Below are 22,663 nucleotides of genomic sequence, written 5' to 3' on the forward strand. Positions count from 1 at the left end.
GCGCCATGTCTGCCCAGACCGACCGCTACGTCCACGACCGGCTGCCGCCGCCCGCACAGCGCCCGCAGCTGCGCTACGACCGGCCGGAACTGCGTCTGCCGGACCGCCTGAACCTGGTCGAGGAGTTGTTGGACCGCGCCGCCGACAAGGGCTGGGCCGGGCGTGCGCTGCTGCGCTCGACCCGCCTCACGCTCAGCTACGACGAGGTGCGCGAGCACGTCGACCGCATCGCCCGGGTGCTGGTCGAGGACCTGGGCCTGGTGCCCGGCAACCGGGTGCTGCTGCGCGGCGGCAATTCGATCGGGCTGGCGCTGGCCTGGCTGGCCGTCGTCAAGGCCGGCATGGTGGCCGTGGCCACCATGCCGCTGCTGCGTGCGCGCGAACTGGGCGACATCCTCGACAAGGCGCAGCCGGCCGTCGCCCTGTGCGACGGCCGGCTGCTCGACGAGTTGCGCGCTGCCTGCGAGGGCCGGGCCGGGGTGCGCGCCATCGTGCCCTTCAACACGGACGAGCCCGGTTCGCTCGCCGTGCTGGCGGCGGGCAAGGCGGGTGGCTTTCCGCCCTGCCCCACCGCCGCCGACGACATCGCGCTGCTGGCCTTCACCTCCGGCACCACCGGCAAGCCCAAGGCCGCGGTGCACACCCACCGCGACGTGCTGGCGGCCTGCGAAGCCTGGCCGCGCCACGTGCTGCAGGCCACGCCGGACGACATCGTCGTCGGCTCGCCCCCGCTGGCATTCACCTTCGGCCTGGGCGGCCTGCTTGTGTTCCCGATGTGGGCCGGGGCCTCGGTCCATTTCGGCGACGGGCCGTTCACGCCCGAGGCGCTGGTGCGCACCATCGGCGAGGTCGGCGCCACCATCTGCTACACCGCCCCGACCTTCTACCGCCAGATGGCGCCGTTCGCGCGCGAGCTGGGCGTGGGTCGCCTGCGCGTGTGCGTCAGCGCCGGCGAAGGCCTGCCCGATGCCACCCGCCAGCTATGGAAGCAGGCCAGCGGCATCGAGATGCTCGACGGCATCGGCGCCACCGAGATGTTCCACATCTTCATCTCGTCCGGCCCGCACGAGGTGCGGCGCGGCGCCATCGGCAAGGTGGTGCCCGGCTACCAGGCCCGGGTGGTGGACGACGACGGCCAGGAGGTGCCGCGCGGCACGGTCGGCAAGCTGGCCGTCATCGGCCCGACCGGCTGCCGCTACCTGGACGACCCGCGCCAGGCCCAGTACGTGCAGGGCGGCTGGAACCATCCCGGCGACGCCTTCATGCAGGATGCCGACGGCTACTTCTTCTACCAGGCCCGGGCCGACGACATGATCATCACGGCCGGCTACAACGTCGGCGGCCCCGAGGTCGAGGACGCCCTGCTGCGGCACCCGGCCGTGGCCGAATGCGGCGTCATCGGCAAGCCGGACGACGAGCGCGGCATGATCGTCAAGGCCTTCTGCGTGCTCAAGCCCGGCCACGAACCGGGTCCGGCCATGACCAAGGCGCTGCAGGAGCACGTCAAGGCCACCATCGCGCCCTACAAGTACCCGCGCGAGATCGAGTTCCTGGGCGCCTTGCCGCGCACCGAGACCGGCAAGCTGCAACGCTTCCGCCTGCGCGAGCTGGAGCGCGCGCGCGCCTAGCCGGCAGGGCGGCCGGCCCACGCCGCCGCCTGCGCAACATGCTTACACTCCCCCGAGGCCGGGGGACGGCGGCGGCCGGCACGGTGCGCCGCGGCGGGACGGCCACCCCGACCCAGACCTCATCCAGCAATGCCTGCGTATTCGTTCGAAGCACTCGACAGCCAGGGCCACACGCGCAAGGGCGTGCTCGAGGCCGACTCGGTCAAGTCCGCGCGCGGCCAGCTGCGCGCCCAGTCGCTCATCCCGCTGGCGGTGCAGACCGTGGCCGGCAGCCCCGGATCGGCCGACGGCGGCCCGCGGCGCTGGGGCCGGCGCGTCTTCAACGCCACCCAGCTGACCGTCTGGACGCGGCAGCTGGCCGGTCTGGTCAGCTCCGGCCTGCAACTCGAGCGCGCCCTGACGGCGCTGGCCGACGAGGCCGATGCCGTGCCCGAGCGCAACCTGGTGGCGGCGCTGCGGGCCGAGGTCAACGCGGGCTCGACCTTCGCGTCGGCGCTGGCGCACTTCCCGCGCGAGTTCTCCGAGATCTACATCGCGGTGGTCGGCGCCGGCGAGCAGAGCGGCGACCTCGGGCTGGTGCTGGAACGGCTGGCCGACGACCTGGAGAACCGCCAGGCACTCAAGGCCCGGCTGACCGGCGCGGCGCTGTACCCGGCCATCGTCACCGTGGTGGCGCTGGCCATCGTGGTGTTCCTGGTGACCTACGTGGTGCCGCAGGTCGCCAACGTATTCGCCGGCACCAAGCGCGCCCTGCCCTTCCTCACCGTGGCGATGCTGGGTGTCAGTGCCTTCGTGCGACAGTGGGGCTGGATCGTTGCCGTGCTGCTGGCCGGCGGCGCCATCGCGCTGCGCTTCCTGCTGCGCAACGCCGGTTTCCGCGAGCGCTTCGATGCCGGCTTCCTCGGCGTGCCGGTGCTGGGGCGGCTGGCGCGCGGCTACAACAGCGCCCAGTTCGGCAACACCCTGGCCATGCTCACCGGCGCCGGCGTCCCCATCCTGCGCGCCCTGCAGGCCGCCGCCGAAACGCTGAACAACCGCGCCATGCGGGCCGACGCGCTCGACGCCCTGGTGCTGGTGCGCGAGGGCGCGCCGCTGGCGTCGGCGCTGGCGCAGAAGAAGCGCTTCCCGGGCCTGCTGTCGATGTTCGCCCGGCTGGGCGAGCAGACCGGCCAGCTGCCGGTGATGCTGCAGCGGGCCGCCAACCAGCTGGGCAACGAGGTGCAGCGCCGCGCCATCGCGCTGGCCACCATCCTGGAGCCGCTGCTGATCGTGGCCATGGGCATGGTCGTGATGCTGATCGTGCTGGCGGTGCTGCTGCCCATCATCCAGCTCAACCAGTGGGTGCGCTGATGGGGGTGTTCGGCGGCGACAAGCTGGTGGTGGCGATCTCCTCGCGGGCGCTGTTCAACCTGGAAGAGGAGAACCGCCTGTTCGAGAGCGGCGATCCCCGGGCCTACATGGCGCTGCAGCTGCAGCGGCTGGAGGAGCCGGCGCGTCCCGGCATCGCCTTCTCGCTGATCAAGAAGCTGCTGGCCTTCAACGACACCACCTCGCAGCGGGTCGAGGTGGTCATCCTGTCGCGCAACGACCCGGTCTCGGGCATGCGCATCTTCCGCTCCGGCGAGGCCAACCAGATCAAGCTGCAGCGCGGCGTGTTCACCCAGGGCCGCTCGCCGTTCCGCTACCTCAAGCCGCTGCAGGCGCACCTGTTCCTCTCGGCCAACGCCGACGACGTGCGCGATGCGCTGGCGGCGGGCTTCCCGGCGGCGCGCGTGCTCACCGAGTCGGTACTGGCCGGCAGCAACTACCCGAACGAGGTGCGCATCGCCTTCGACGGCGACGCCGTGCTGTTCTCCGACGAGGCCGAGCAGGTGTTCCAGCGCGACGGGCTGGACGCCTTCCAGGAGCACGAGCTGAGCAAGGCCGCGCAGCCGCTGCCGGGCGGGCCGTTCAAGCCGCTGCTGGCGGCCCTGCACCGGCTGCAGGCGGCCAGTACGCCGGCCATGCAGATCCGCACCGCGCTGGTCACGGCGCGCAGCGCGCCGGCGCACGAGCGCGCCATCCGCACGCTGATGGAATGGGACATCAAGGTCGACGAGGCCATGTTCCTGGGCGGCCTGCCCAAGGGCGAGTTCCTGCGCGAGTTCGAGCCCGACTTCTTCTTCGACGACCAGACCCGGCACGTCGACCAGGCCTCGCTGCACGTGCCGGCCGGCCACGTGGCCGGCGGCATCACCAACGCTTAAGCCCCGCTTCAGGGTCGCGCGGCTAGGATGCCCGGGCATCCCCGGGACCCACCATGACCCTGACCGAACGCTTCGCGGCCGCCGCCGCCACCACGCGCCGCATCTGGGCGCTGACCACGCCCTACTTCGGCTCCGACGAGAAATGGCGTGCGCGCGGGCTGCTGGCGGCCATCGTCGTGCTCAACCTGGCCTCGGTGTACCTGCTGGTGCTGCTCAACGACTGGAACCGCACCTTCTACGACGCCCTGCAGGACAAGAACCAGGCCGTGTTCTGGCACCAGCTGGGCCGCTTCACCTACCTGGCCTTCGCGCTGATCGTGGTCGCGGTGTACCGCTTCTGGCTCACCCAGCTGCTGGAGATGCGCTGGCGCGCCTGGATGACGCGCTACTACCTGGGGCGCTGGCTGCACGGCCACGCGTTCTACCGGATGGAGCTGGCCCGCTTCAACGCCGCCGCCGGCAGCCCCGACAACCCCGACCAGCGGATCCAGGAAGACCTGAACCTGTTCACCTCCTCCTCGGTCTCGCTGAGCATGGGCCTGCTCAATGCGGTCGTGACGCTGGTCAGCTTCGTCGGCATCCTGTGGACGCTCAGCGGAACGTTCAGCTTCACGGTCGGCGGCACGGCCTATGCGATCCCGGGCTTCATGGTCTGGGCCGCCATCGCCTACTGCCTGGTGGGCAGCCTGCTGACGCACTGGATCGGCCGGGTGCAGATCCCGCTGAACTTCCGCCAGCAGCGGCTGGAGGCCGACTTCCGCCACCACATGGTGCGGGTGCGCGAATACAGCGAGGCCATCGCGCTGGACCGCGGCCAGGCCGTGGAGCGCCAGCAGCTGGACCTGCGCTTCTCGCACGTGCTGCGCAACTGGCTGCAGCTGCTGAAGGCGCAGAAGAACCTGACCTGGTTCACCAGCTTCTTCGGCCAGGCGGCGGTGGTGTTCCCGTTCCTGGTGGCGGCGCCGCGCTTCTTCAGCGGCGCCATCCAGCTCGGCGAGCTGATGCAGATCGCGTCGGCATTCGGCCAGGTGCAGGACTCGCTGGCCTGGCTGGTCGACAACTACAGCTCGCTGGCCGCCTGGCGGGCCACGGCCGACCGCCTGACGAGCTTCGAGCACAGCGTGACGGCGCAGGAAGCCCAGCCTGCCGGCGCGCAGATCGCCGTCGGCGAGGAACTGGCCACCGACGGCCTCGACCTGGCCCTGCCCGGCGGCGCGGCGCTGCTGGGCGGGCTGGCGCTGCGGGCCCGCCCCGGCGACCACGTGCTGGTGAAGGGCCCCTCGGGCAGCGGCAAGTCGACCCTGTTCCGCGCCATCGCCGGCATCTGGCCGTTCGCCCACGGCCGGGTCACCGTGCCGGCCGACACCATGGCGATCCCGCAGCAGCCCTACTTCCCGGACGGGCGGCTGCGCGATGCGCTTGCCTACCCGGAGGCGGCGGCGCACTACGGCGACGACGCCCTGCGCCAGGCGCTGGACGACGCCCTGCTGCCGGACCTGAAGGAGCGCCTGGACGACCAGGACGCCTGGAGCCAGAAGCTTTCGGGCGGCGAGCGCCAGCGGCTGGCGCTGGCGCGCGTGTTCCTGAAGGACCCGCGCTGGGTGCTGGCCGACGAGGCGACGGGCGCGCTGGACGCCGAGGCCGAGCAGGTGCTGTACCGGCGCCTGATCGAGCGCCTCGACCGCCGCGGCGGCGGGCTGGTGTCGATCGCGCACCGCCCGTCGCTGGAGCCCCTGCACGGACGCCGCTGGGAACTGGTGCGCAACGGCGCGCCGGGCCCGGCCTGGGCCCTGCGCGAGGCCTGATCAGCTCGGCGCGCGCGCCTGCAGCCGGCCGCGCGCCTCGCGCCGGGCGATCCACACGGTCGAGGCGCAGATCACCGCGCCGCCGGCCAGCGTGAACTGGCTGGGCAGGTCACCGAACACCAGGAAGCCCAGGGCGGTGGCCCACACCAGGTCGAGGAACTTGACCGACTGGGTGGCCGAGATGTCGGCGACGCTGAACGAGCGCGTCAGGCAGTAGTGGCCCGCGCTCCCGAGCAGGCCGCACAGCAGGAACAGCAGCCCGTGCGTGACGCCGAGCGGATGCCAGTGGGCGAGCGCCAGCGGCAGGCTGCAGGCGGCGACGCTGATCGCCTGCCAGACCACGATCACCTCGGCCCGCTCGTAGCGCGTCAGTCCCTTGGTGATCAGGAACGAGGCGGCGAACACCGGTGCGGACGCCAGCATGAAGAGCGTGTAGCGGCCGCCGGCCCCGGTGAGCTGCGGGCCGACCACGATCAGCACGCCGGCGAAGCCGATCGCCGCGGCCAGCCAGCGCTCCCAGCGCATCGGTTCCTTGAACACGAGCACGGCACCGATCATGACGAAGATCGGGGTGGTGAAGCCGATGGCGGTGGTGTCGGCCAGCGTGATGAACGGGATGGCGCTGAACCACAGCCACAGCGCGAGCGTGTGCACGAAGCCGCGCGTGAACTGGCCTCCGACGTTCTTCGGCCAGTAGGTGGCCACGCCGCTGCGCACCACCAGCGGCAGCATGACGACCAAACCGGCGAGGTAGCGCAGGAACTGCGTCTGGTAGGGATCGAGCTCCAGCGCCAGGCCACGCATGATGGTGTTGAGCACCACGAACAGCAGCCCCGACAGCACCGACCACAACAGGCCGCGCACCGCCGGCGGCAGGCGGTCCGCCCGGCGCCGGGCCAGCGTGGCGCGCCGCACCCAGGGGTGGCGCGACCGGGCGCCGTCACCCGGCATGCACTGTCTCCATGGCGGGAACTATAGGCCGCTGGGATGGCCCATCCTCGCCGCGCCGGCTGGGCGGCGTGGAATATTCACCGGTGCCGAACAACGAAAGTCGTGCCCCGGCGCGCACCTGCAGACCTTCGTTGGACAGCAGGGCCGATCAGGAACCGGGCGGGCCTGGATCGTCGTAGCGCCGGCCCTGCGCCAGCAGCTCCGGGGTCCCGATCAGCGCATTGAGCTGATCAAAGTCGAGCATCTCGCCGCGCAGCGGCGCGGTGCTGCCATGGTGGCGCAGGCTTCCGTAGTAGCGCTGCAGCAGGTGCGCCACCGCGCGCGCCGTTCCCCCCGGGTAGATGACGATGCGGAAGCCGCGCGCGCCCAGTTCGGCGGCCGACTGCACCGGCGTCTTGCCGCCTTCGACCATGTTGGCCAGCAGCGGCACCCGGGCCGCAAAGCGCGCGCAGGCGGCGTCCATCTGCGCCGGCGTGCGCACGGCCTCGATGAACAGGGCGTCGGCGCCGGCCTCCAGGTAGCGCTCGGCGCGCTCCAGCGCGGCCTCGAAGCCTTCCACCGCCACCGCGTCGGTGCGCGCCAGCACCAGCGTGTCGGCGCTGCGCCGGGCGTCGAGCGCGGCGTGCAGCTTGCCCACCATCTCGCCGGCCGGCACCACACCCTTGCCGTCGAGGTGGCCGCAGCGCTTGGGGAAGGTCTGGTCCTCCAGCTGCACCATGGCGGCACCGGCGCGCTCGAACTCGCGCACCGTGCGCTGCACGTTCAGGGCGTTGCCGAAGCCGGTGTCGGCGTCGACGATCACCGGCAACGGCACCCGCTCGGTGATGCGTGCCAGCGTGTCGGCCACCTCGGTCTGCGTGGTGAGCCCGATGTCGGAGCGGCCGAGCCGGGTGTAGGCGATCGAGGCGCCCGACAGGTACAGCGCCTCGAAGCCGGCCTGCTGCGCCACCAGCGCGGTGAGCGCGTCGTACACGCCGGGCGCGAGCAGGACCTCGGCCCGGGCCAAGCGTTGCCGCAGCGTCATGCGCAACCTCCCGTCGTGATGGCGGTACGGGCGGCGATCCAGCCACCTGCCACCGCGCTGAGCAGTCCGTTGCCGGACAGGTAGCCCCAGACCGCATCGCCCGAGACGCCGCGGGCGGTGCCGCCGGCGGCCAGCAGGTTGGGGAAAGGCCGCCCCTGCTGGTCGAGCACGCGGCACTGCGCGTCGATGTCCAGCCCGCCCTGGGTGTGGAACAGCGCGCCGGTCACCTTCACCGCATGGAACGGCGGCGTGAAGCGGTCGAGCGCCGGGTCGAGCGCCTCGACCGGGCAGCCGATCAGCGCGGCCAGCGCGGCCCGGTCGGGCGCGCTGCGCACGGCGCCGGCCGCTTCGGCCTGCTGGAAGTCCGGAAAGCCGCGTGCCAGCGCCAGCAGGTGGTCGTCGAACACGTTCCAGGCGATGCCGTCCGGCTGCCGCAGCACCTCCACGGCGGCCTCGGAATAGCCGTGCGTCTCGTCGTGGAAGCGCCGCCCCAGCCGGTTGAGCTGCACGCCGCCTTCGGCCATCACGGCCCACGTCATCAGGATGCCGTGCGGCACCACCCAGGAGCCGTGGCCCTGGTAGCCGCCCAGGTCGGCCAGCCGCGCGCCCAGGGCCTGGCCCCAGCGGATGGCGCTGCCGTCGTTGCCGGCATGGCCGGCGAAGGTGGCGTCGCGCATCGCCGGCAACAGCTGCGCGACCATCGCGGCATGGCCACCGAAGCCGTTGCACGCCAGCAGCAGTTGTTGGCAGCGCAGTTGCTCGAGCGTGCCGTCCGGCCGCCGGTAGCCGACCCCCTGGATCCGCCGCTGGTCGTCCACGTACAGCTCGCGCACGGTGGCATCGCCCACCAGCCAGGCGCCGGCGCCGGTGGCGGCCCGTTCCAGTTGCGCCATCAGCGCGGCGCCGGTCCTCTCGCGCACCGCATGCATGCGGCGCACGCCATGGCCCGGGTACAGGAAGCCGTCCAGCAGCTCGAAGGCGATGCCGTGCCGCTGCTCCAGGTGGTCCAGCGCCGGCGCGATGGCCTCGGTGTAGGCGCGCACCAAATGCGGCGCTGCGTGGCCCTTGGCCTTGGCCTGGATGTCGCGGGCGAAGCGCTCCGGGCTGTCCTCGATGCCGCAGGCCCGCTGGGCGCGCGTGCCGGCGGCCGGGATGAAGCCGGACGACAGCGCCGTCGAGCCGGCCGGCCGGGCGTCGCGTTCGAGCAGCACGCAGTCGATGCCGGCGTCGCGCAGCACCGTCGCCGCCACCAGCCCGCAGGCACCGGCGCCGACGATGGCGACCGGCAGCGCCGGCGCCTCGGCGGCCAGCCGCTGCGCCGGCAGCACCGCGGGCTGGTGATCGTTCATGCCGTCGGCCGGTGCAGGTAGCGGCCCTGCGGCTTGCCGAGCACCTGCCCGTTCTCGCTGATCAGGCGGCCGCGCAGGAAGGTGGCGTCCACGTGGGCCGACAGCTCCAGCCCCTCGAAGGGCGTGTAGCCCTGGGTCGAGGGCGAATCGCCGGCCCGGATGGTCCAGGTGTGCGAAGGGTCGACCAGGGCGATGTCGGCGTCGAAGCCCTCGGCGATGTCGCCCTTGCGGTTCAGGCCGAAACGCTGGGCCGGGTTCCAGCTCAGCACGCGGGCCATGTGGTTGTAGTCCATGCCGCGCCGCGTGCCCTCGCTCACCAGGGCCGGCAGCAGGTACTCGGTGCCGCCGAAGCCGCTCTTGGCCATCCAGATGTTGCCGAAGTAGCGCTTGGGGATCTTGGTCTCGTGGCGGCAGCAGGCGTGGTCGGACACCACCCAGTCGAGCTCGCCGGCGAGCAGCGCCTGCCACAGGAACTCCACGTCCTCGCGCGGGCGGATCGGCGGGTTCACCTTGGCCAGTTCCGCCGCCTTGGAGGTCACGTCCAGCATCAGGTGGCCGATGGTCACCTCGCGCTTGAAGTCGATGTGCGGGAACACGTCGGCCATCATCAGCGCCGCCTGCACCGCCTTGCGCGACGACAGGTGCAGCAGGTTGATGTTGGGCAGCGCGGTCTCGTGGGCCAGGTAGCTGGCGATGAACACCGCCAGCCCCTCCGAATGCTGCGGGCGCGCCGCGCTGTAGGCCGCCAGGCCGCGCAGCGACTTGTCCTTCTCGACCAGCCGGGTGTAGGCCGTCATGATCTCGGCCGTCTCGCAGTGCAGCGACAGCGAGATCTGCTGCGCGCGCTCGGGCATGGCCTCGCGCGCCCGCTGGATGCCGCGCATGATGAACTCGAAGTGCGCCAGGTCGTAGCGCTCGTCGTCGCCGATCATCAGGAACTCGCGCTGCGCGTCCGACGCGCCGTGCAGCCCGTGCGAGCCGTAGAACATGAAGATCTTGAAGCTGGCCACGCCGTGCTTGTCGACCAGCATCGGGATCTCGTCGATGTGCTTGCGGTCCATCGGCGCCAGGTGGAAGCCGTAGTCGACGTGGAAGCGCCCCTTGGCGATCTTGAGCACCTCGGGGAAGAACTTCGCGTACGGCCCGCCCTTGTTCAGGTAGTACTGGCCGGTGCGGAAATAGTTCAGGCTGGAGGTCACGCCGCCGACGGCCGCCGCCTTGCTCTCGCTGATGGCATCTTCTTCCAGCGGCGAGTAGATGCCGCTGTGCATGTGGGCGTCGACCACGCCCGGGAAGGCCAGCTTGCCGCCGCCGTCGTAGACCGATTTGGCCAGCTGCGCGTCGATGCCGGGCGCCACCCTGGCCACGCTGTCGCCCTGGATGGCGATGTCGCTCGCGTGGACCGTGTTGCCGTTCGGGCGCACCACGCGGACGTTCTTGATCAGCAGGTCGTACACAGGGGAAGGCATGCAGGCTCCAGGGTCAGGGGTTGGGGGCGAGGCGCTGCTGCAGCAGCCGGAACAGGCCGCCGGCGCGCACCATGGCGAGCAGGAAATCGGGCACCGGGTCGCACGCGAGCAGCCGGCCGTCCGGCGCGACCACGGCGGGGCCCGCCGGATCGATGGCGACGGTGTCGCCCTCGTGCAGGGCCTGGGCCTCGCTGCAGGTCAGCAGCAGCAGCCCCAGGTTGAATGCGTTGCGGAAGAACAGGCCGCCGTAGGACGGCGCGATGACGGCGGCCAGGCCCAGGTGGACCAGCGCGCCGGCGGCCTGCTCGCGCGAGGAGCCGATGCCGAAGTTCGGCCCCGCCACCAGCACGTCGCCGGGCCGCACCGCCCGTGCGAAGTCCGGCCGCAGCGCTTCCAGGCAGTGCGGCGCGATGCCCTCGATGCCCAGCTTCATGTAGGCGCCCGGCGCGAGCGCGTCGGTGTCGACGTCGGCGCCGACCTGCCAGACCCGGTGCGGGCCGGTCACGCCGCCGCCTCCGGCGCGCGCAGCAGGTCGCGCGGATCGCAGATGCGGCCGGCGACGGCGGAGGCCGCCACCGTGGCCGGCGAGGCCAGGTAGACGTCGGTGGCGGTCGACCCCATGCGGCCGCGGAAGTTGCGCGCCGTGCTGGAGATGACGGTGCGCGCGTCGGCCAGCGTGTCGCCGTAGCCGGCACAGGCGCCGCAGGCGGTGGCGCCGACCTGGGCGCCGGCGTCGCGCAGGACCTGCATCAGGCCCTCGCGCTCGGCACGATCCTGGTCCAGCCGGCTGGCGGGCGCGACAATGAGCCGGGTTCCCGCGGCGACCCGGCGCCCGCGCAGCACGGTCGCGGCCATGCGCAGGTCGTCGAGCTTGGCCCCGGTGCAGGCGCCGATGTAGGCGACGTCGACGGCGCGGTCGGTGAAGCGGCCGACGTCGCCGGCGTTGGCCGGGCTGTGCGGCGCCGCGACCTGCGGCGCCAGCGCGGCGGCATCGAAGTCCATGCGCTCGACCGCGGCGCCGGGGTCGGTCTGCCAGTGCGACAGCTCGCCGACCTCGACCCCGGCATCGCGCAGGTACGCGCGCGTGACCTCGTCGGGCGCGACCAGGCCGGCCTGCGCACCGAGTTCGGCCGCCATGTTCGACAGCGTCATGCGCTCCTGCATGGCCAGCGCACGCACCGCCTCGCCGGCGTATTCGACCGCCTGGTACTGGCCGCCGTTCATGCCCAGGCGGCCGATCATGTGCAGCATCATGTCCTTGGCGCCCACGCCCGGCGCCAGCCGGCCCGACCAGTGCATCAGCCGCGTGCGCGGCACCTGCAGCCAGATCTCGCCGGTGACCACCACGCCCAGCATCTCGGTGCTGCCGATGCCGAACATGTAGGCGCCGAATGCGCCGCCGGTGGGCGAGTGCGAATCGCCGCCGACGCAGAACATGCCGGGGCGCACGTGGCCGTGCTGGGCCACCACCACGTGGCAGATGCCCTGGCTGTCGTAGACGTGCGGCAGCGCCTGCTCGCGCGCCCAGTCGCGCGCGATGCGCACGATGCGGCGCGACTCGTCGTCGCGCTCGGGCACGTAGTGGTCCATCACCAGCACCACCTTGTCCGGGTCCCACAGCCGCGCCCCCAGTTGCTCCAGCATCGGCTGCAGGCGGCGCGGCCCCGAGGAGTCGTGGAACATCGCCAGGTCGACCCGGCAGGTGACGATCTCGCCGGGCGTGACGGCCGCGCGCCCGCAGGCGCGCGCGATCAGCTTGCTGGCCAGGGTGGCAGCCATGGTCAGTCGATCTTGGCGCCGGACGCCTGGACGGCGCGCGCCCAGCGCGCGATCTCGGCCTGCAGGAAACGCCGGAACTCCTCCGGCTTGCTGGCCACGATGGTCGATCCGCCCTCGGCCATGCGCTGGCGCACGTCCGGCTGGGTCAGCGCCCAGACGAGGTCGTCCGAGAGGCGGGCGAGCACGGCCGGCGGCACGCCCTTGGGCGCGAAGAAGCCGGCCCAGGGCGCGGCGGCATAGCCCGGGAAGCCCTGTTCGGCGACGGTGGGAAGCTCGGGCGCGGCCGGCGTGCGTTCGGCGGTGGTCACCGCGAGGATACGGATCTTGCCGGCCCTGGCCAGGGGCAGCGCCGCCGGCAGCCCCGTGATGCCGGCATCGATCTGGCGGCCCGCCAGGTCGCCGAGCATCGACGCCCCGCCGCGGTAGGGGATGTGGGTGATGAAGACGTCGGCATCGGTCTTGATCAACTCGACGCCCAGGTGCGAGGCGGTGCCGTTGCCGTCGGAGCCGTAGCTCAGCTGGCCGGGCTTGCTGCGCGCCAGCGCCAGCAGCTCGCGCAGGTTCTGCGCCGGCACGCCCGGGTGCACCGCGATCGCATTCGGGAACAGGGTGGCCAGGGTGAGCGGCTCGAAGTCGCGCAGCGGGTGGTAGGGCAGCGCCGGGAACAGCGAGACGTTGATGCCGTGCGAACCGGTGACGCCCAGCACCAGGGTGTGGCCGTCCGGCGCCGCCTTGGCGACCAGCGCCGAGCCGACGTTGCCGCCGGCGCCGGGCTTGTTGTCGACGATGACCGGCTGCCCCCAGCGCGTGGCCAGCTTCTCCGCCACGAGGCGCGCCACCAGGTCGGTGGGTCCCCCGGGCCCGAACGGCACGACGATCGTGACGGCCCGGGTCGGAAAGGTGGCCTGCGCCCGCGCTGCCGGCAGGCCCAGGCCGGCCGCCGCGGCGCCGAGGATCATGCTGCGTCTGTCCATGGTCAGGCTCCTGGGCGCGGCAGGCAGGCCGCCGCGCGTGATGGGTCGGTGCGGACACGATCGGCCCACTGGGCCATCGCGGCATCGGCGCCGGTGAACTGGCTGAACTTCGCCAGCACCTGGGACTCGTCCGGCTGCAGGCCGGCGTCGCCGGTGACGGCGCCCTGCTCGACGGTCCAGGAGCGATCGCCCAGGCGCACGAACAGGCGGGCGCCGCGCGCGGGCGGCGGGAAAGCTTGCGCATCCACCTCGACGACGATGCGTTGCTCGAGGCGGCGCACGCGTTCGTCGGCGAACCGGTCGCCGCGGAACTCGGCCGGCGAGAGCGCGCCATGGATCCACGCCGCGGCGAGTCCCCAGGTCAGGCTGAACTGGGCCGCGATGGCCGTGGCCGGCGCCCGGTTCGGGCAGTACTGCAGTGCCTCCGGATACACGGTCAGGCGCATCTCGTCCGGGACGACGCCGGCCGGCAGGGCGGCGCGCAAGCGCAGTGACGCCTGCGCGCCGTAGTGCACGTGGCGCACGGCCGCGAACGGTTTCCAGTAGCTTTGCAGGACCAGCCAGTCGCCGGGCCCGGGCAGCACGGCGCCCTGCCCGCCATCCAGGGCCAGCGCCAGCACGTCGTCGAGGCAGCCCGCCGGCATCGTCCAGTCGGACAGGGCGGCCTGTGCCGCTTGCAGCCCTAGCCACGCGCTGTGCCCCAGGTAGAGGTTGCGGATCGTCGCGCCCTGGCGGATGGGGCGATACAGGCTGAACGGCAGCTGCGCCGCGCAGGCCTCGATCGCACGCCGGGCGCAGGCCCAGTCGCCCCCGCGCAGGAAGACGACGGCGGCGGCGGCGCCGAACGCACTCCACACGCCGTCGACGTGCATGCCGGGCTTGATCCGCAGCCGCGCACCGAGCCGGGCGCCGATCTCGTAGCCGACCGCCGTGGCGCGCCACAGCTGGTCCCACGTCGCGTCGTGCACCGCCAGCTGGGCCCACAGCGCGGCGACGACCGGAACGCCCGGCCGCCCGTGCGCGAGCGCGACGCCCTCGCAGGCCTCGTCCCAGCAGGCGCCGACGGCGAAAGCGGTGGCGGCCGCGGAGGCGGACAGCGGCGTCGCCAAGCCGGGCAAGGGCACGCGCCCGGCGTCGCCCTCGGCCTGCAGCGCCAGCCAGCGCGTGAGTTCCGCTGCGCGCAGGCCGGCGAAGGCGCAGGCCGCCGTGTCCAGCCACAGGCGCCGCGTGCGCGCGACGACGGCGGGCGGCAGCTCGCGCGCCGCCGGCCACAGCCACTCGCCCACGGCATCGAGCGCGGGGGTGACGACGAGGGCTTCGGGGGCCGGCTGCATCTCAGTCCGGCTTGGCGCCGGAGTACTTCACCACCCGCGCCCAGCGCGGGATCTCGGCATGCACGAAGGCCGCGAACTCCTGCGGCGCATTGCCGACCGGCGTGGCGCCTTCGGCCTCGATGCGCCGCCGGACCTCCGGCGTCGCGATCGCCTGGCGCGCCGCGTCGCTCAGCCGCCTGGCGAGCTCCGGCGCCATCCGCGCCGGGCCGAACAGGCCGAACCAGGCGCTGGACTCGTAGCCCGGCAGCACCTCGCCGATGGCGGGCACCTCGGGAAACGACGGCAGCCGCTGCGCGCTGGTGACGCCCAGCGCCTTGAGCTTGCCGGCGCGCACGTGCGCCTGCACGTTGCCGACGTTGGCGAACATCATCTCGACCTGGCCGGCCAGCACGTCCTGCACCGCCGGCGCCGTGCCGCGGTAGGGGATGTTCACGATGTAGACGCCGGCCATCATCTTGAAGGCATCGCCGGCCAGGTGGATCGACGAACCGACCGCGCCGATGGCGAAGTTCAGGCGCCCGGGGCGCGCCCGGGCCAGCGCCAGCAGCCCGCGCAGGTCGTTGGCCGGCAGCGCCGGGTGAGCCACCAGCATGGCGGTGGTGCTGGACACCTGGGTCAGCGGGGTGAAGTCGCGCTCGGGGTCGAACGGCAGCGACGGGTACAACGAGGCGTTGATCGCGTGGCTGGTGAAACTCATGAGCAGCGTCGTGCCGTCGGGTGCCGCGCGCGCGACGGCCTCGGCGGCAATGTTGCCGCCGGCGCCGGGGCGGTTCTCGACCACCACCGTGCGGCCCAGGGCCTTGCCCATCTCCTGCGCCAGCGCCCGCGCCATGGTGTCGGTGGTGCCGCCGGCCGGCGCACCGACCAGGATGCGCACCGGCGGCGTGGCCTGGGCCCGCCCCGCCAGGGGCATGGCCGCCAGGGCAGCGAGCAGGAGGCGGCGCGGGATGCGGTGCATGTGCAAAGGGTGCATGGGCAGGGGGTGCATGGTCACAGTCCCAGGTAGGCCTTGCGCAGGCGGTCGCTGGCCAGCAGCTCGGACGGCGTTCCCGAGAATTCCACCAGGCCGTTTTCCATCACGTAGGCGCGCTGCGCGATCTCGAGCGACTGGCCGACGTTCTGCTCGACCAGCAGGATCGCCAGCCCCTCGCCGTGCAGCCGGCCGATCAGGCCGAACAGCTCCTCGACCAGCAGCGGCGACAGGCCGAGCGACGGCTCGTCCAGGATCAGCAGGCGTGGCTCGGCCATCAGGCCGCGGCCGATCGCCAGCATCTGCTGCTCGCCGCCGCTGAGGGTGCCGGCCAGCTGCCGCGTGCGCTCGCGCAGCCGCGGGAAGATGCCGAAGACCCGCTCGAGGTTGGGTCCGCGCCGCTCGCGCGCCCGGGTGAAGCTGCCCAGCTCCAGGTTTTCCAGCACCGACAGGTTGGGGAAGATGCGCCGCCCTTCGGGCACCTGGATCAGGCCGGCCTGAACGATGGCCCGGTAGTGCGTGCCGGCGATGGCATGGCCATCGAACAGGATGCGGCCGCGGCGCGCCGGCACGATGCCGCTGACGGTGTTGTTGAAGGTCGACTTGCCGGCGCCGTTGCTGCCCAGCAGCGCCACGATCTCGCCCGGCTGCACCTGCAGGTCGATCCCGCGCAGCACCTCCACGTGGCCGTAGCCGCTGTGCAGGCCCTCGACGGCGAGCAGGGCCGTCATGGCGGCGTCCCCGCCTGCGCCAGCCGGCGCGCCGTGCCGTGGCCCAGGTAGGCCTCGATGACGGCCGGGTCGCGCGTCACCCGGGCCGGCGGACCCTCGGCGATCAGCTGGCCCTGGGCCAGCACCCAGACATGCGCGGCCAGGTTCATCACGGCCTGCATCACGTGCTCGATCATGAGCACCGTCACGCCCTCGTCGGCGATGCCGCGCACCACCGGCAGCATGTCGGCCACTTCCTGCGGGTTGAGCCCGGCCAGCACCTCGTCGAGCAGCAGCAGCCGCGGCCGGGTGGCGAGCGCGCGGGCCAGCTCCAGCCGCTTGCGGCCGGCCACGGTGAGGTCGCCGGCCGGCCTGTCGAGCAGGCTGCCCAGGCCCACCCGCCTGGCGACCGCTTCGGCCCGTGCCAGCGCCTCGGCCCGCCGGGCCGTGTGCAGGTGGGCACCGACGGCGATGTTTTCCCGCACCGTCTGGGCGGCGAAGGGCTGCACGATCTGGAAGGTGCGCGCCATGCCGCGCCGCGCATTGGCCTGCGGCGGCTGGCCGGTGATGTCGGTGCCGTCGAAGTGCACGCGGCCGGCGTCCGGTCGCAGGAAGCCGGACATCAGCGCGAACAGCGTCGTCTTGCCGGCGCCGTTGGGGCCGATGAGCGCTGACAGCCGGCCGGCCGGCAGCGCCAGGCTCACCGCCTGGACGGCGCGCAGGCCGCCGAAGGTCTTGCTGACACCCTCCAGCCGCAGCAGCTCAGTCATGCGGGCCTCCGCGCCGGGCCCACAGCCCGCGCACCGAGCGGCCGGTGCCGACCACGCCGCGCGGCGCGAACATCACGATCAGCACCAGCACGCTGCCGTAGATCACCATGTTCAGCCCGGGCAGGTTGCCGAACAGGTTGCGCGTGGCCTCGGCCAGCAGGTGCAGCGTGAGCGCGCCCAGCACCGGCCCCCACAGGGTGCCCATGCCGCCGACGATGGCCGCCACCAGCGCCTCGACCGAGGTGTGCGGGCCGAACGCGATGCCCGGGTCGATGTACTGGAACACCTGCACGTAGAACGCCCCGGCCGCCCCCATCAGCGCGGCCGACAGGGCGATGGCGCCGAGCTTGGCGCGGAACGGGTCGACGCCGATGGCGCGTGCCGCATCCTCGTTGTCGCGCACGGCCTGCAGGCAGGCGCCGAAGCGCGAGTGGCGCAGCCAGGCCGTCAGCAGCAGGGCGATGACCACCAGCGCCAGCGCCAGCCAGACGAAACCGGCGCGCGAGGCGAACTGCATGTTGGCGGGCGCGGCGCGCAGCGGCAGCATGAGGCCGACCCCGGCGCCGGTGAACGGGACCGACAGCGCCGTGACGCGGAACACCTCGGCGAACGCCAGCGTGACCAGCGCGAAATACGAGCCGCGCAGGCCGTAGCGGAACGACAGGGCGCCCACGAACAGGCCGACGCCCGCCGCCAGCGCGACCGCCAGCGCCAGCGCCGGCCAGGGATTGAGCCCCCACTGCAGCTGCGCAATCACCTGGGCGTAGGCGCCGGTGCCGAAGAACAGCGCATGGCCGAACGAGAACTGGCCGCCGTAGCCGCCCAGCAGGTTCCAGGCCTGCGCCATCAGGGCGGCGTACAGCACCGTCATGGCGAGATTCAGCAGCACGCCGGAACCGCTGGCCAGCGGCAGCACGGCGACGGCGAGCGCGAAGGCGGCGATGGCCAGCAGGTCGCGGTTCATGCGCGCGCCCCGAACAGGCCCTGCGGGCGCAGCAGCAGCACCGCGATGAAGATCAGGAAGATGCCGATCTGGCCCAGCGACTCGCCCAGCCACAGCCCGCCGAGCGACTCCACCACGCCGATCAGCAGCCCGCCCAGCAGCGCGCCGGCGAAGCTGCCCATGCCGCCCAGCACGACGATGGTGAAGGCCACCAGCACGAAGCCGTTGCCCACCAGCGGGTTGACGTAGTAGGCCGGCAGCAGGAAGCAGGCGGCCGCGCCCAGGCAGGCCAGCCCGATGCCGAAGCTCATCGCGTACACGTGTTCGACGTTGATGCCCATCAGGCGGGCGCCGTGCTTCTCGCGCGCCACGGCGCGGATCGCGCGGCCCAGGTCGGTGCGGCGCACGATCCACAGCAGCACGGCCGAGGCGACCAGCGCGCCGGCGCAGGCGGCCAGCTTGGGCACGGCGATCATGGCCGGCCCGATCGGCACCGTGGCCAGGGTGTAGGCGGTCTCGATGGTGCGGGTGTCGGAGCGGAACGCCAGCAGGGCCAGGTTCTCCAGCACGATCGACAGGCCCAGCGTGACCAGCAGGATGTTCTCGTCCTTGCCGTGGCTGGCGCGGTTGATCACCACCCGCTGCAGCCCGTAGCCGAGGGCGAACATCGCCGGCACCATGACCGGCAGCGCCAGGTAGGGATCGAGGCCGAACTGCGCGCGCAGGAAGTACACGCCGTACAGCGCCACCATCAGCGCCGCGCCGTGGGCGAAGTTGATGATGTGCAGCACCCCGTAGATGAGCGTGAGGCCGAGCGCCACCAGCGCGTACACCGCGCCGGTGGTCAGGCCGTTCAGCACGGCGGGAAAGAGGATCGAGAGGTCGAACATCGCCTGATCCCGTCATCCCCGCGCAGGCGGGAAGACGGGATTCGCATGCTCAGGCCTTCAGCGGGAACACCGGGTCGATCTCGCGGTAGTCGCGCGGGATGATCACCTTGATGTCGCCCTTGGCCACCTGGGTCATGAGCGGCTGCGCGCCCTGGTTCTGGCCGTTGACGAACCTGGTGGGACCGTACGGCATGATGTGGTCGCTGTAGGTGCTGCTCTCCAGCGCGGCGGTGATGGCCGCGCGGTCGACCGACTTGGCGCGCTCGATGGCATCGGCCAGCAGGCGCATCGACGTGTACGTCATGAACAGCTCGTAGCTGAAGAACAGGCCCTTGGCCTCGGCGCGCTTCTTCAGGTCGGCGCTGCGCTTGTCCTTGGGGTTGAACCAGTGGTTGCAGTCGATGATGCCGTTGGCCGCGTCCGGGAACTCCTTGACGAACTTGTAGCTGGAGGCCGCGCCGCCCAGCACCGAGTAGATCGCCTTGGGCATGACCTTCTGCTGCTGCATGGTGCGCACCAGCAGTGCGTACTCGTTGTAGTAGTTGGCCGGGATCACGATGTCCGGGTTGACGGCCTTCATGCGCAGCACGATGTTGTTGAAGTCGCGCGTCGGGTTCGCGTGCTTGATGACCTCCTTCACCTCGTAGCCGTAGCCGGGCAGCTCGCGCGTGAGCAGCTGCGCCGTGCCGCTGCCGAACAGCGACTCCTCGTGGATGACCATCACGGTCTTGGCCGGCTTGCCTGCCGCCGTGTTCAGCACGTGCAGGTTGGCCACCGCGATCTCGGCGCACTTCTTGTAGCCGGGGCCGAAGCGGAAGGTGTTCTTCAGGCCGCGCTCGACGATCTGGTCGGCCACGCCCACGTCCACCACGTGCGGCAGGCCGTACTTGGCGGCAGCCTGGGTGGTGGCCAGGCAGATCGCCGAGGCGAAGGCGCCCACCACGGCGCTGACGCCGGCCTCGTTCATCTTCTCGATCTCGGCCGTGCCGGCCTGCGGCGTCGACTGCGCATCGCCCAGCAGCGCCTCGATCTTCGCGCCGCCCAGCGCCTTGATGCCGCCGGCCTTGTTGATGTCCTCGATCGCCATCAGTGCGCCTTCGCGGCATTGCTGGCCGGAGTAGGCCAGTGCGCCGGTCACCGGGTGCAGCACGCCGATGCGCACCGGCTTGGGCTGGGCGCCGGCCACCAGCGGGAAGGCCAGCGCCGAGGCGGCGGCCGCGGAGTGGGAGAGGAAATCGCGACGGTTGCTGCTCATGGTCTTCTCCTGGAAAGGTCCTGGGTCAGTGGAATTGCGCGGCCAGCTCCCGGCTGACCCACACCTTGGCATCGATGCCGCCCACGCGCGACAGCTGCATCTCGTACTCGTAGCGGTCGGGGCGGTACAGGCCGTGCAGCCACTGCACCGGCCGCTCACGGTCGTCGTAGATCAGGCGGCGCACCGCCAGCAGGGCGCTGCCGACCGGCACGTCGAGGTCGGCGGCGACCTGGGCGTCGGCCAGGGTGGCGGAGATGGTCTGTTCGGCGCGGCCGACGGCGACGCCGGCCCGTTCGAGCAGCAGCAGGATGGGCTTGCGCGCCAGGTCCTTGCGGGTGAACGCCGGCGCGACCGCCAGCGGCACCCAGGTGGTGATGCGCGACAGCGGCCCTTCGCGGGTGCTGCGCACGCGCACGGCGCGTTGCACCCGGCCGCCCGCCTCGATGCGCAGCGCCTCGGCCACCGGTGCCGGCGCCGGCAGCGTGACCGCCTCCAGCACGCGCACCGAGGTGCGCAGGCCCATGCTGACCAGGTTCTCGAGCAGGCCGGTGAGCTGGGTGCGGGCCGGCGCCTCGGCGGCCGGCCGCTCGGACGGCGCCACGCCGGTCGGCCGCGTGGAACGCCCCGGGTGGCGCGAGATCAGGCCCTCGGCCGCCAGCTGCCCGAGCGCGCGCCGCACCGTGACGCGCGCCACCCCGTACTGCTTGACCAGCGCCATCTCGCCGGGCAGGCCGTCGGCGAACTCGCCGTCCTGCAGCTGCTGGCGCAGCAACAGGTAGACGCGGTGGTACTTGGGAAGCGGCAGGCCGGCCTTCACGCGGCGCATGATGTGGCGCGCCCATTGTCCTGTCAATGGGACATTTGAGCGGACAACCGTGGTGGCGAGCCGTCCCGCGCCGCCCACGGATGGGCGGACACGCGGCCGGCAGGTCCGGCCAACGGGTCGGTCCGCCCGACGCGGCGCAGCGTGCGCCGCAGGATCAGTTCACGCGGACGCGGAACTTGACGACGAAGGAGCTGGCGGCGGCCATGCGGCCCTTGGGATTGACGCGGATGTTGGTCACATTGGCGTCGTAGCCACCGGTCGAGACCGGCGTGTAGGTCCAGGTCGCGCCGTTGTTGTTGGAGTACTGGATGTCGGCCGCGGCCACGGTCAGGTTGCTCGTCGTCGCCCCGTCGGTGAAGGTGATCGGCGAGCTGGCCGGGACGCCCCCCAGGCTGGCGACCGAGAACGCGGTGTTGGCTGGGATCGCATCGGTCACGAACACGGTGTTGTTGTCGACCCGCCCCTGGCCGGTGTTGCTCATCGACAGGGTGTACTCGACCACCGCGCCGGGAATGGCCAGCGGGTTGGTGGTGCCGCGAACCGGGTCGCTGACCACGGTGACCAGCTTCTGGTTGACCAGGGTCGGGTAGACGATGGTGTCGCTGTCGACGGCGGTGTTGGCGACGCCGCCGACCGTGACGGAGGCGGTGTTGACCAGGTTGCCGGTCGGGTTGCCGCTGAGCGTGGCGTTGACGGTGAAGGTCAGGCTGGAGGCATTCGGCATCGACGGCAGCGTGATGCCGGCGCCCTGCAGCGCGGCCACCGTGAGGTTGGCCGCCGTCGGGCAGCTGGCGCCGCCGGCGGCGGCGCAGGACAGGCCGGTCACGGCCAGGTTGGCGACCGCGGGGTCCTTGAAGACGGAACCGGTGATCGTCACGCCGGTGGTGTTCTGCACGCTGATCGTGTAGGTCGTGGTGTCGCTCGGGCTGATGCTGCTGGTGCCGTTGGTCTTGGTGATCGCCGGCAGGGTCACCACCGCCACCTCGTTCTGGATGCCCGAGGGGGCGCTGCACTTGGACGAGGTGTTGGGCATCACGCTCGACGTTCCGACGCAGATGCCGTCGACGGGCAAGTCGCCGGGCCCGCCCTTGGCGCTGGTGGGACTTTGCTGGTTGTCCCAGGTCACCACGAAGGGGATGTTCAACAGGTTGCCGCCGGTGGCCGCCTTGCAGGTCACCTGCACCGGCGAGATGGTGAAGGTGCCGGTGCCGGTGCCGGTGCTGTAACCGAAGTAGTTAGCGTAGGCGGTCGTCGGCACGCTGGACTTGCCTCCGTCGCCGCAGGTGTCGGCCGGCTTGTTGGTCTCCAGGTTGGGGAACGGGCTGGGCACGCCGTTGGACATGGTGCCCAGCGGCAGCGTCGCCACCTTGCACGAGGCCGAGCCGGTGTTGCCGGCCCCGCTGCGGGTCGACATGAACTGCGGGCTGGCGCCGTCCTGCGACAGGAAGATGCCGACGTCGTAGCGGTCCGAAGAGCCGAACTGCATCGTGACGTCCAGGCTCAGCGCGATGGTGGTCCCGCCGGTGCAGCCGGCCGGCGGGTTGGAGCCGGGGGTGATCACGATCTTGGTGATCTGCACGTCGTTGGCCGTGCAGTTGAGGTTGGTGCCGGAACGGTCGCCCGGACACATGTCGGCCGCATACGGCGGTGAGAACAGCGACGCCGCCAGCGCGGCACCGGCGCCCAGAACCAGCAACGCCAGCAACAGCCAGCGGTGCAGCAATCGGTTCCCCATCACGT

At 72.1% G+C, this 22,663-nt stretch carries 20 protein-coding genes; 4 read left to right on the forward strand and 16 right to left on the reverse strand.

The window, feature by feature from the left end:
- Nucleotides 1-5: 5 nt before the first annotated feature.
- The 4 genes from GON04_RS12650 (at nt 6) to GON04_RS12665 (ending at nt 5,679) form a co-directional block, all read left to right on the forward strand.
- Complete coding sequence (locus GON04_RS12650; protein ID WP_157398199.1) at nt 6-1,628, forward strand: AMP-binding protein; 1,623 nt, start codon at nt 6-8, stop codon at nt 1,626-1,628.
- A 129-nt stretch (nt 1,629-1,757) separates the two neighbouring features.
- Complete coding sequence (gene gspF, locus GON04_RS12655; protein WP_157398200.1) at nt 1,758-2,978, forward strand: type II secretion system inner membrane protein GspF; 1,221 nt, start codon at nt 1,758-1,760, stop codon at nt 2,976-2,978.
- Nucleotides 2,978-3,874 carry a 5'-nucleotidase gene (locus tag GON04_RS12660; RefSeq protein WP_157398201.1) on the forward strand — a complete coding sequence of 299 codons (897 nt, stop codon included), beginning with the start codon at nt 2,978-2,980 and terminating at the stop codon, nt 3,872-3,874. The genes gspF and GON04_RS12660 overlap by 1 nt, the downstream gene beginning before the upstream one ends.
- Before the next feature lie 53 nt (nt 3,875-3,927).
- On the forward strand, nt 3,928-5,679 hold the full coding sequence (locus GON04_RS12665) for an ABC transporter ATP-binding protein/permease (protein WP_157398202.1): 1,752 nt from the start codon (nt 3,928-3,930) through the stop codon (nt 5,677-5,679).
- On the opposite strand, the gene GON04_RS12670 is transcribed toward GON04_RS12665, so the two are convergent.
- From GON04_RS12670 to GON04_RS12745, 16 genes are all read right to left on the reverse strand, one after another.
- Nucleotides 5,680-6,630 carry a DMT family transporter gene (locus GON04_RS12670; RefSeq protein ID WP_157398203.1) on the reverse strand — a complete coding sequence of 317 codons (951 nt, stop codon included), beginning with the start codon at nt 6,628-6,630 and terminating at the stop codon, nt 5,680-5,682. It abuts the gene before it with no gap.
- Nucleotides 6,631-6,778: 148 nt separating this feature from the next.
- Nucleotides 6,779-7,654: an isocitrate lyase/PEP mutase family protein gene (locus GON04_RS12675; protein WP_157398204.1), complete on the reverse strand. Its 876-nt coding sequence runs from the start codon at nt 7,652-7,654 to the stop codon at nt 6,779-6,781.
- Nucleotides 7,651-9,003, reverse strand: coding sequence for an FAD-dependent oxidoreductase (locus GON04_RS12680; RefSeq protein WP_157398205.1), 1,353 nt, complete (start codon nt 9,001-9,003; stop codon nt 7,651-7,653). The genes GON04_RS12675 and GON04_RS12680 overlap by 4 nt, the downstream gene beginning before the upstream one ends.
- The gene (locus tag GON04_RS12685) at nt 9,000-10,472 is read right to left on the reverse strand and encodes a dihydroorotase (protein ID WP_157398206.1); all 1,473 of its coding nucleotides are present in this window, start codon (nt 10,470-10,472) and stop codon (nt 9,000-9,002) included. Before GON04_RS12685 ends, GON04_RS12680 begins: the two co-directional genes overlap by 4 nt.
- A gap of 13 nt (nt 10,473-10,485) precedes the next feature.
- Nucleotides 10,486-10,977 (reverse strand): LeuD/DmdB family oxidoreductase small subunit, encoded by a 492-nt coding sequence (locus GON04_RS12690; protein ID WP_181654021.1) that lies wholly within the window; start codon nt 10,975-10,977, stop codon nt 10,486-10,488.
- Complete coding sequence (locus GON04_RS12695) at nt 10,974-12,251, reverse strand: 3-isopropylmalate dehydratase large subunit (protein ID WP_157398207.1); 1,278 nt, start codon at nt 12,249-12,251, stop codon at nt 10,974-10,976. The genes GON04_RS12690 and GON04_RS12695 overlap by 4 nt, the downstream gene beginning before the upstream one ends.
- 2 nt (nt 12,252-12,253) lie before the next feature.
- Nucleotides 12,254-13,225, reverse strand: coding sequence for a Bug family tripartite tricarboxylate transporter substrate binding protein (locus GON04_RS12700; protein ID WP_157398208.1), 972 nt, complete (start codon nt 13,223-13,225; stop codon nt 12,254-12,256).
- A gap of 2 nt (nt 13,226-13,227) precedes the next feature.
- Nucleotides 13,228-14,559 (reverse strand): MmgE/PrpD family protein, encoded by a 1,332-nt coding sequence (locus GON04_RS12705; RefSeq protein ID WP_157398209.1) that lies wholly within the window; start codon nt 14,557-14,559, stop codon nt 13,228-13,230.
- Nucleotide 14,560: 1 nt separating this feature from the next.
- Entirely contained in the window at nt 14,561-15,517 is a 957-nt protein-coding gene (locus GON04_RS12710) for a tripartite tricarboxylate transporter substrate binding protein (RefSeq protein ID WP_420821528.1), read from the reverse strand.
- Nucleotides 15,518-15,549: 32 nt separating this feature from the next.
- Nucleotides 15,550-16,260, reverse strand: coding sequence for an ABC transporter ATP-binding protein (locus GON04_RS12715; RefSeq protein ID WP_157398210.1), 711 nt, complete (start codon nt 16,258-16,260; stop codon nt 15,550-15,552).
- Nucleotides 16,257-17,009 (reverse strand): ABC transporter ATP-binding protein, encoded by a 753-nt coding sequence (locus GON04_RS12720; protein WP_157398211.1) that lies wholly within the window; start codon nt 17,007-17,009, stop codon nt 16,257-16,259. The genes GON04_RS12715 and GON04_RS12720 overlap by 4 nt, the downstream gene beginning before the upstream one ends.
- Nucleotides 17,002-17,973, reverse strand: coding sequence for a branched-chain amino acid ABC transporter permease (locus GON04_RS12725; RefSeq protein ID WP_157398212.1), 972 nt, complete (start codon nt 17,971-17,973; stop codon nt 17,002-17,004). The genes GON04_RS12720 and GON04_RS12725 overlap by 8 nt, the downstream gene beginning before the upstream one ends.
- The gene (locus GON04_RS12730) at nt 17,970-18,842 is read right to left on the reverse strand and encodes a branched-chain amino acid ABC transporter permease (protein WP_157398213.1); all 873 of its coding nucleotides are present in this window, start codon (nt 18,840-18,842) and stop codon (nt 17,970-17,972) included. The genes GON04_RS12725 and GON04_RS12730 overlap by 4 nt, the downstream gene beginning before the upstream one ends.
- Before the next feature lie 49 nt (nt 18,843-18,891).
- Nucleotides 18,892-20,097 (reverse strand): ABC transporter substrate-binding protein, encoded by a 1,206-nt coding sequence (locus GON04_RS12735; protein ID WP_157398214.1) that lies wholly within the window; start codon nt 20,095-20,097, stop codon nt 18,892-18,894.
- A 25-nt stretch (nt 20,098-20,122) separates the two neighbouring features.
- Complete coding sequence (locus GON04_RS12740; protein ID WP_181654022.1) at nt 20,123-20,923, reverse strand: GntR family transcriptional regulator; 801 nt, start codon at nt 20,921-20,923, stop codon at nt 20,123-20,125.
- Between the two features lie 154 nt (nt 20,924-21,077).
- Entirely contained in the window at nt 21,078-22,658 is a 1,581-nt protein-coding gene (locus GON04_RS12745) for a DUF11 domain-containing protein (RefSeq protein WP_157398215.1), read from the reverse strand.
- Nucleotides 22,659-22,663: the final 5 nt, after the last annotated feature.

The sequence above is a fragment of the Ramlibacter pinisoli genome (assembly GCF_009758015.1).
Taxonomy (GTDB): Bacteria; Pseudomonadota; Gammaproteobacteria; order Burkholderiales; family Burkholderiaceae_C; genus Ramlibacter; species Ramlibacter pinisoli.

What these genes read in the sequence shown, in the direction of transcription:
- GON04_RS12660 (WP_157398201.1), top strand. Translation starts at nt 2,978, where the DNA reads ATGGGGGTGTTCGGCGGCGACAAGCTGGTGGTGGCGATCTCCTCGCGG.
- GON04_RS12745 (WP_157398215.1), bottom strand. Translation starts at nt 22,658, where the DNA reads ATGGGGAACCGATTGCTGCACCGCTGGCTGTTGCTGGCGTTGCTGGTT.
- GON04_RS12680 (WP_157398205.1), bottom strand. Translation starts at nt 9,003, where the DNA reads ATGAACGATCACCAGCCCGCGGTGCTGCCGGCGCAGCGGCTGGCCGCC.
- GON04_RS12685 (WP_157398206.1), bottom strand. Translation starts at nt 10,472, where the DNA reads ATGCCTTCCCCTGTGTACGACCTGCTGATCAAGAACGTCCGCGTGGTG.
- GON04_RS12710 (WP_420821528.1), bottom strand. Translation starts at nt 15,517, where the DNA reads ATGCACCGCATCCCGCGCCGCCTCCTGCTCGCTGCCCTGGCGGCCATG.
- GON04_RS12715 (WP_157398210.1), bottom strand. Translation starts at nt 16,260, where the DNA reads ATGACGGCCCTGCTCGCCGTCGAGGGCCTGCACAGCGGCTACGGCCAC.
- GON04_RS12740 (WP_181654022.1), bottom strand. Translation starts at nt 20,923, where the DNA reads ATGCGCCGCGTGAAGGCCGGCCTGCCGCTTCCCAAGTACCACCGCGTC.
- GON04_RS12650 (WP_157398199.1), top strand. Translation starts at nt 6, where the DNA reads ATGTCTGCCCAGACCGACCGCTACGTCCACGACCGGCTGCCGCCGCCC.
- GON04_RS12720 (WP_157398211.1), bottom strand. Translation starts at nt 17,009, where the DNA reads ATGACTGAGCTGCTGCGGCTGGAGGGTGTCAGCAAGACCTTCGGCGGC.
- GON04_RS12700 (WP_157398208.1), bottom strand. Translation starts at nt 13,225, where the DNA reads ATGGACAGACGCAGCATGATCCTCGGCGCCGCGGCGGCCGGCCTGGGC.
- GON04_RS12665 (WP_157398202.1), top strand. Translation starts at nt 3,928, where the DNA reads ATGACCCTGACCGAACGCTTCGCGGCCGCCGCCGCCACCACGCGCCGC.
- GON04_RS12695 (WP_157398207.1), bottom strand. Translation starts at nt 12,251, where the DNA reads ATGGCTGCCACCCTGGCCAGCAAGCTGATCGCGCGCGCCTGCGGGCGC.
- GON04_RS12670 (WP_157398203.1), bottom strand. Translation starts at nt 6,630, where the DNA reads ATGCCGGGTGACGGCGCCCGGTCGCGCCACCCCTGGGTGCGGCGCGCC.
- GON04_RS12705 (WP_157398209.1), bottom strand. Translation starts at nt 14,559, where the DNA reads ATGCAGCCGGCCCCCGAAGCCCTCGTCGTCACCCCCGCGCTCGATGCC.
- gspF (WP_157398200.1), top strand. Translation starts at nt 1,758, where the DNA reads ATGCCTGCGTATTCGTTCGAAGCACTCGACAGCCAGGGCCACACGCGC.
- GON04_RS12725 (WP_157398212.1), bottom strand. Translation starts at nt 17,973, where the DNA reads ATGAACCGCGACCTGCTGGCCATCGCCGCCTTCGCGCTCGCCGTCGCC.
- GON04_RS12735 (WP_157398214.1), bottom strand. Translation starts at nt 20,097, where the DNA reads ATGAGCAGCAACCGTCGCGATTTCCTCTCCCACTCCGCGGCCGCCGCC.
- GON04_RS12730 (WP_157398213.1), bottom strand. Translation starts at nt 18,842, where the DNA reads ATGTTCGACCTCTCGATCCTCTTTCCCGCCGTGCTGAACGGCCTGACC.
- GON04_RS12675 (WP_157398204.1), bottom strand. Translation starts at nt 7,654, where the DNA reads ATGACGCTGCGGCAACGCTTGGCCCGGGCCGAGGTCCTGCTCGCGCCC.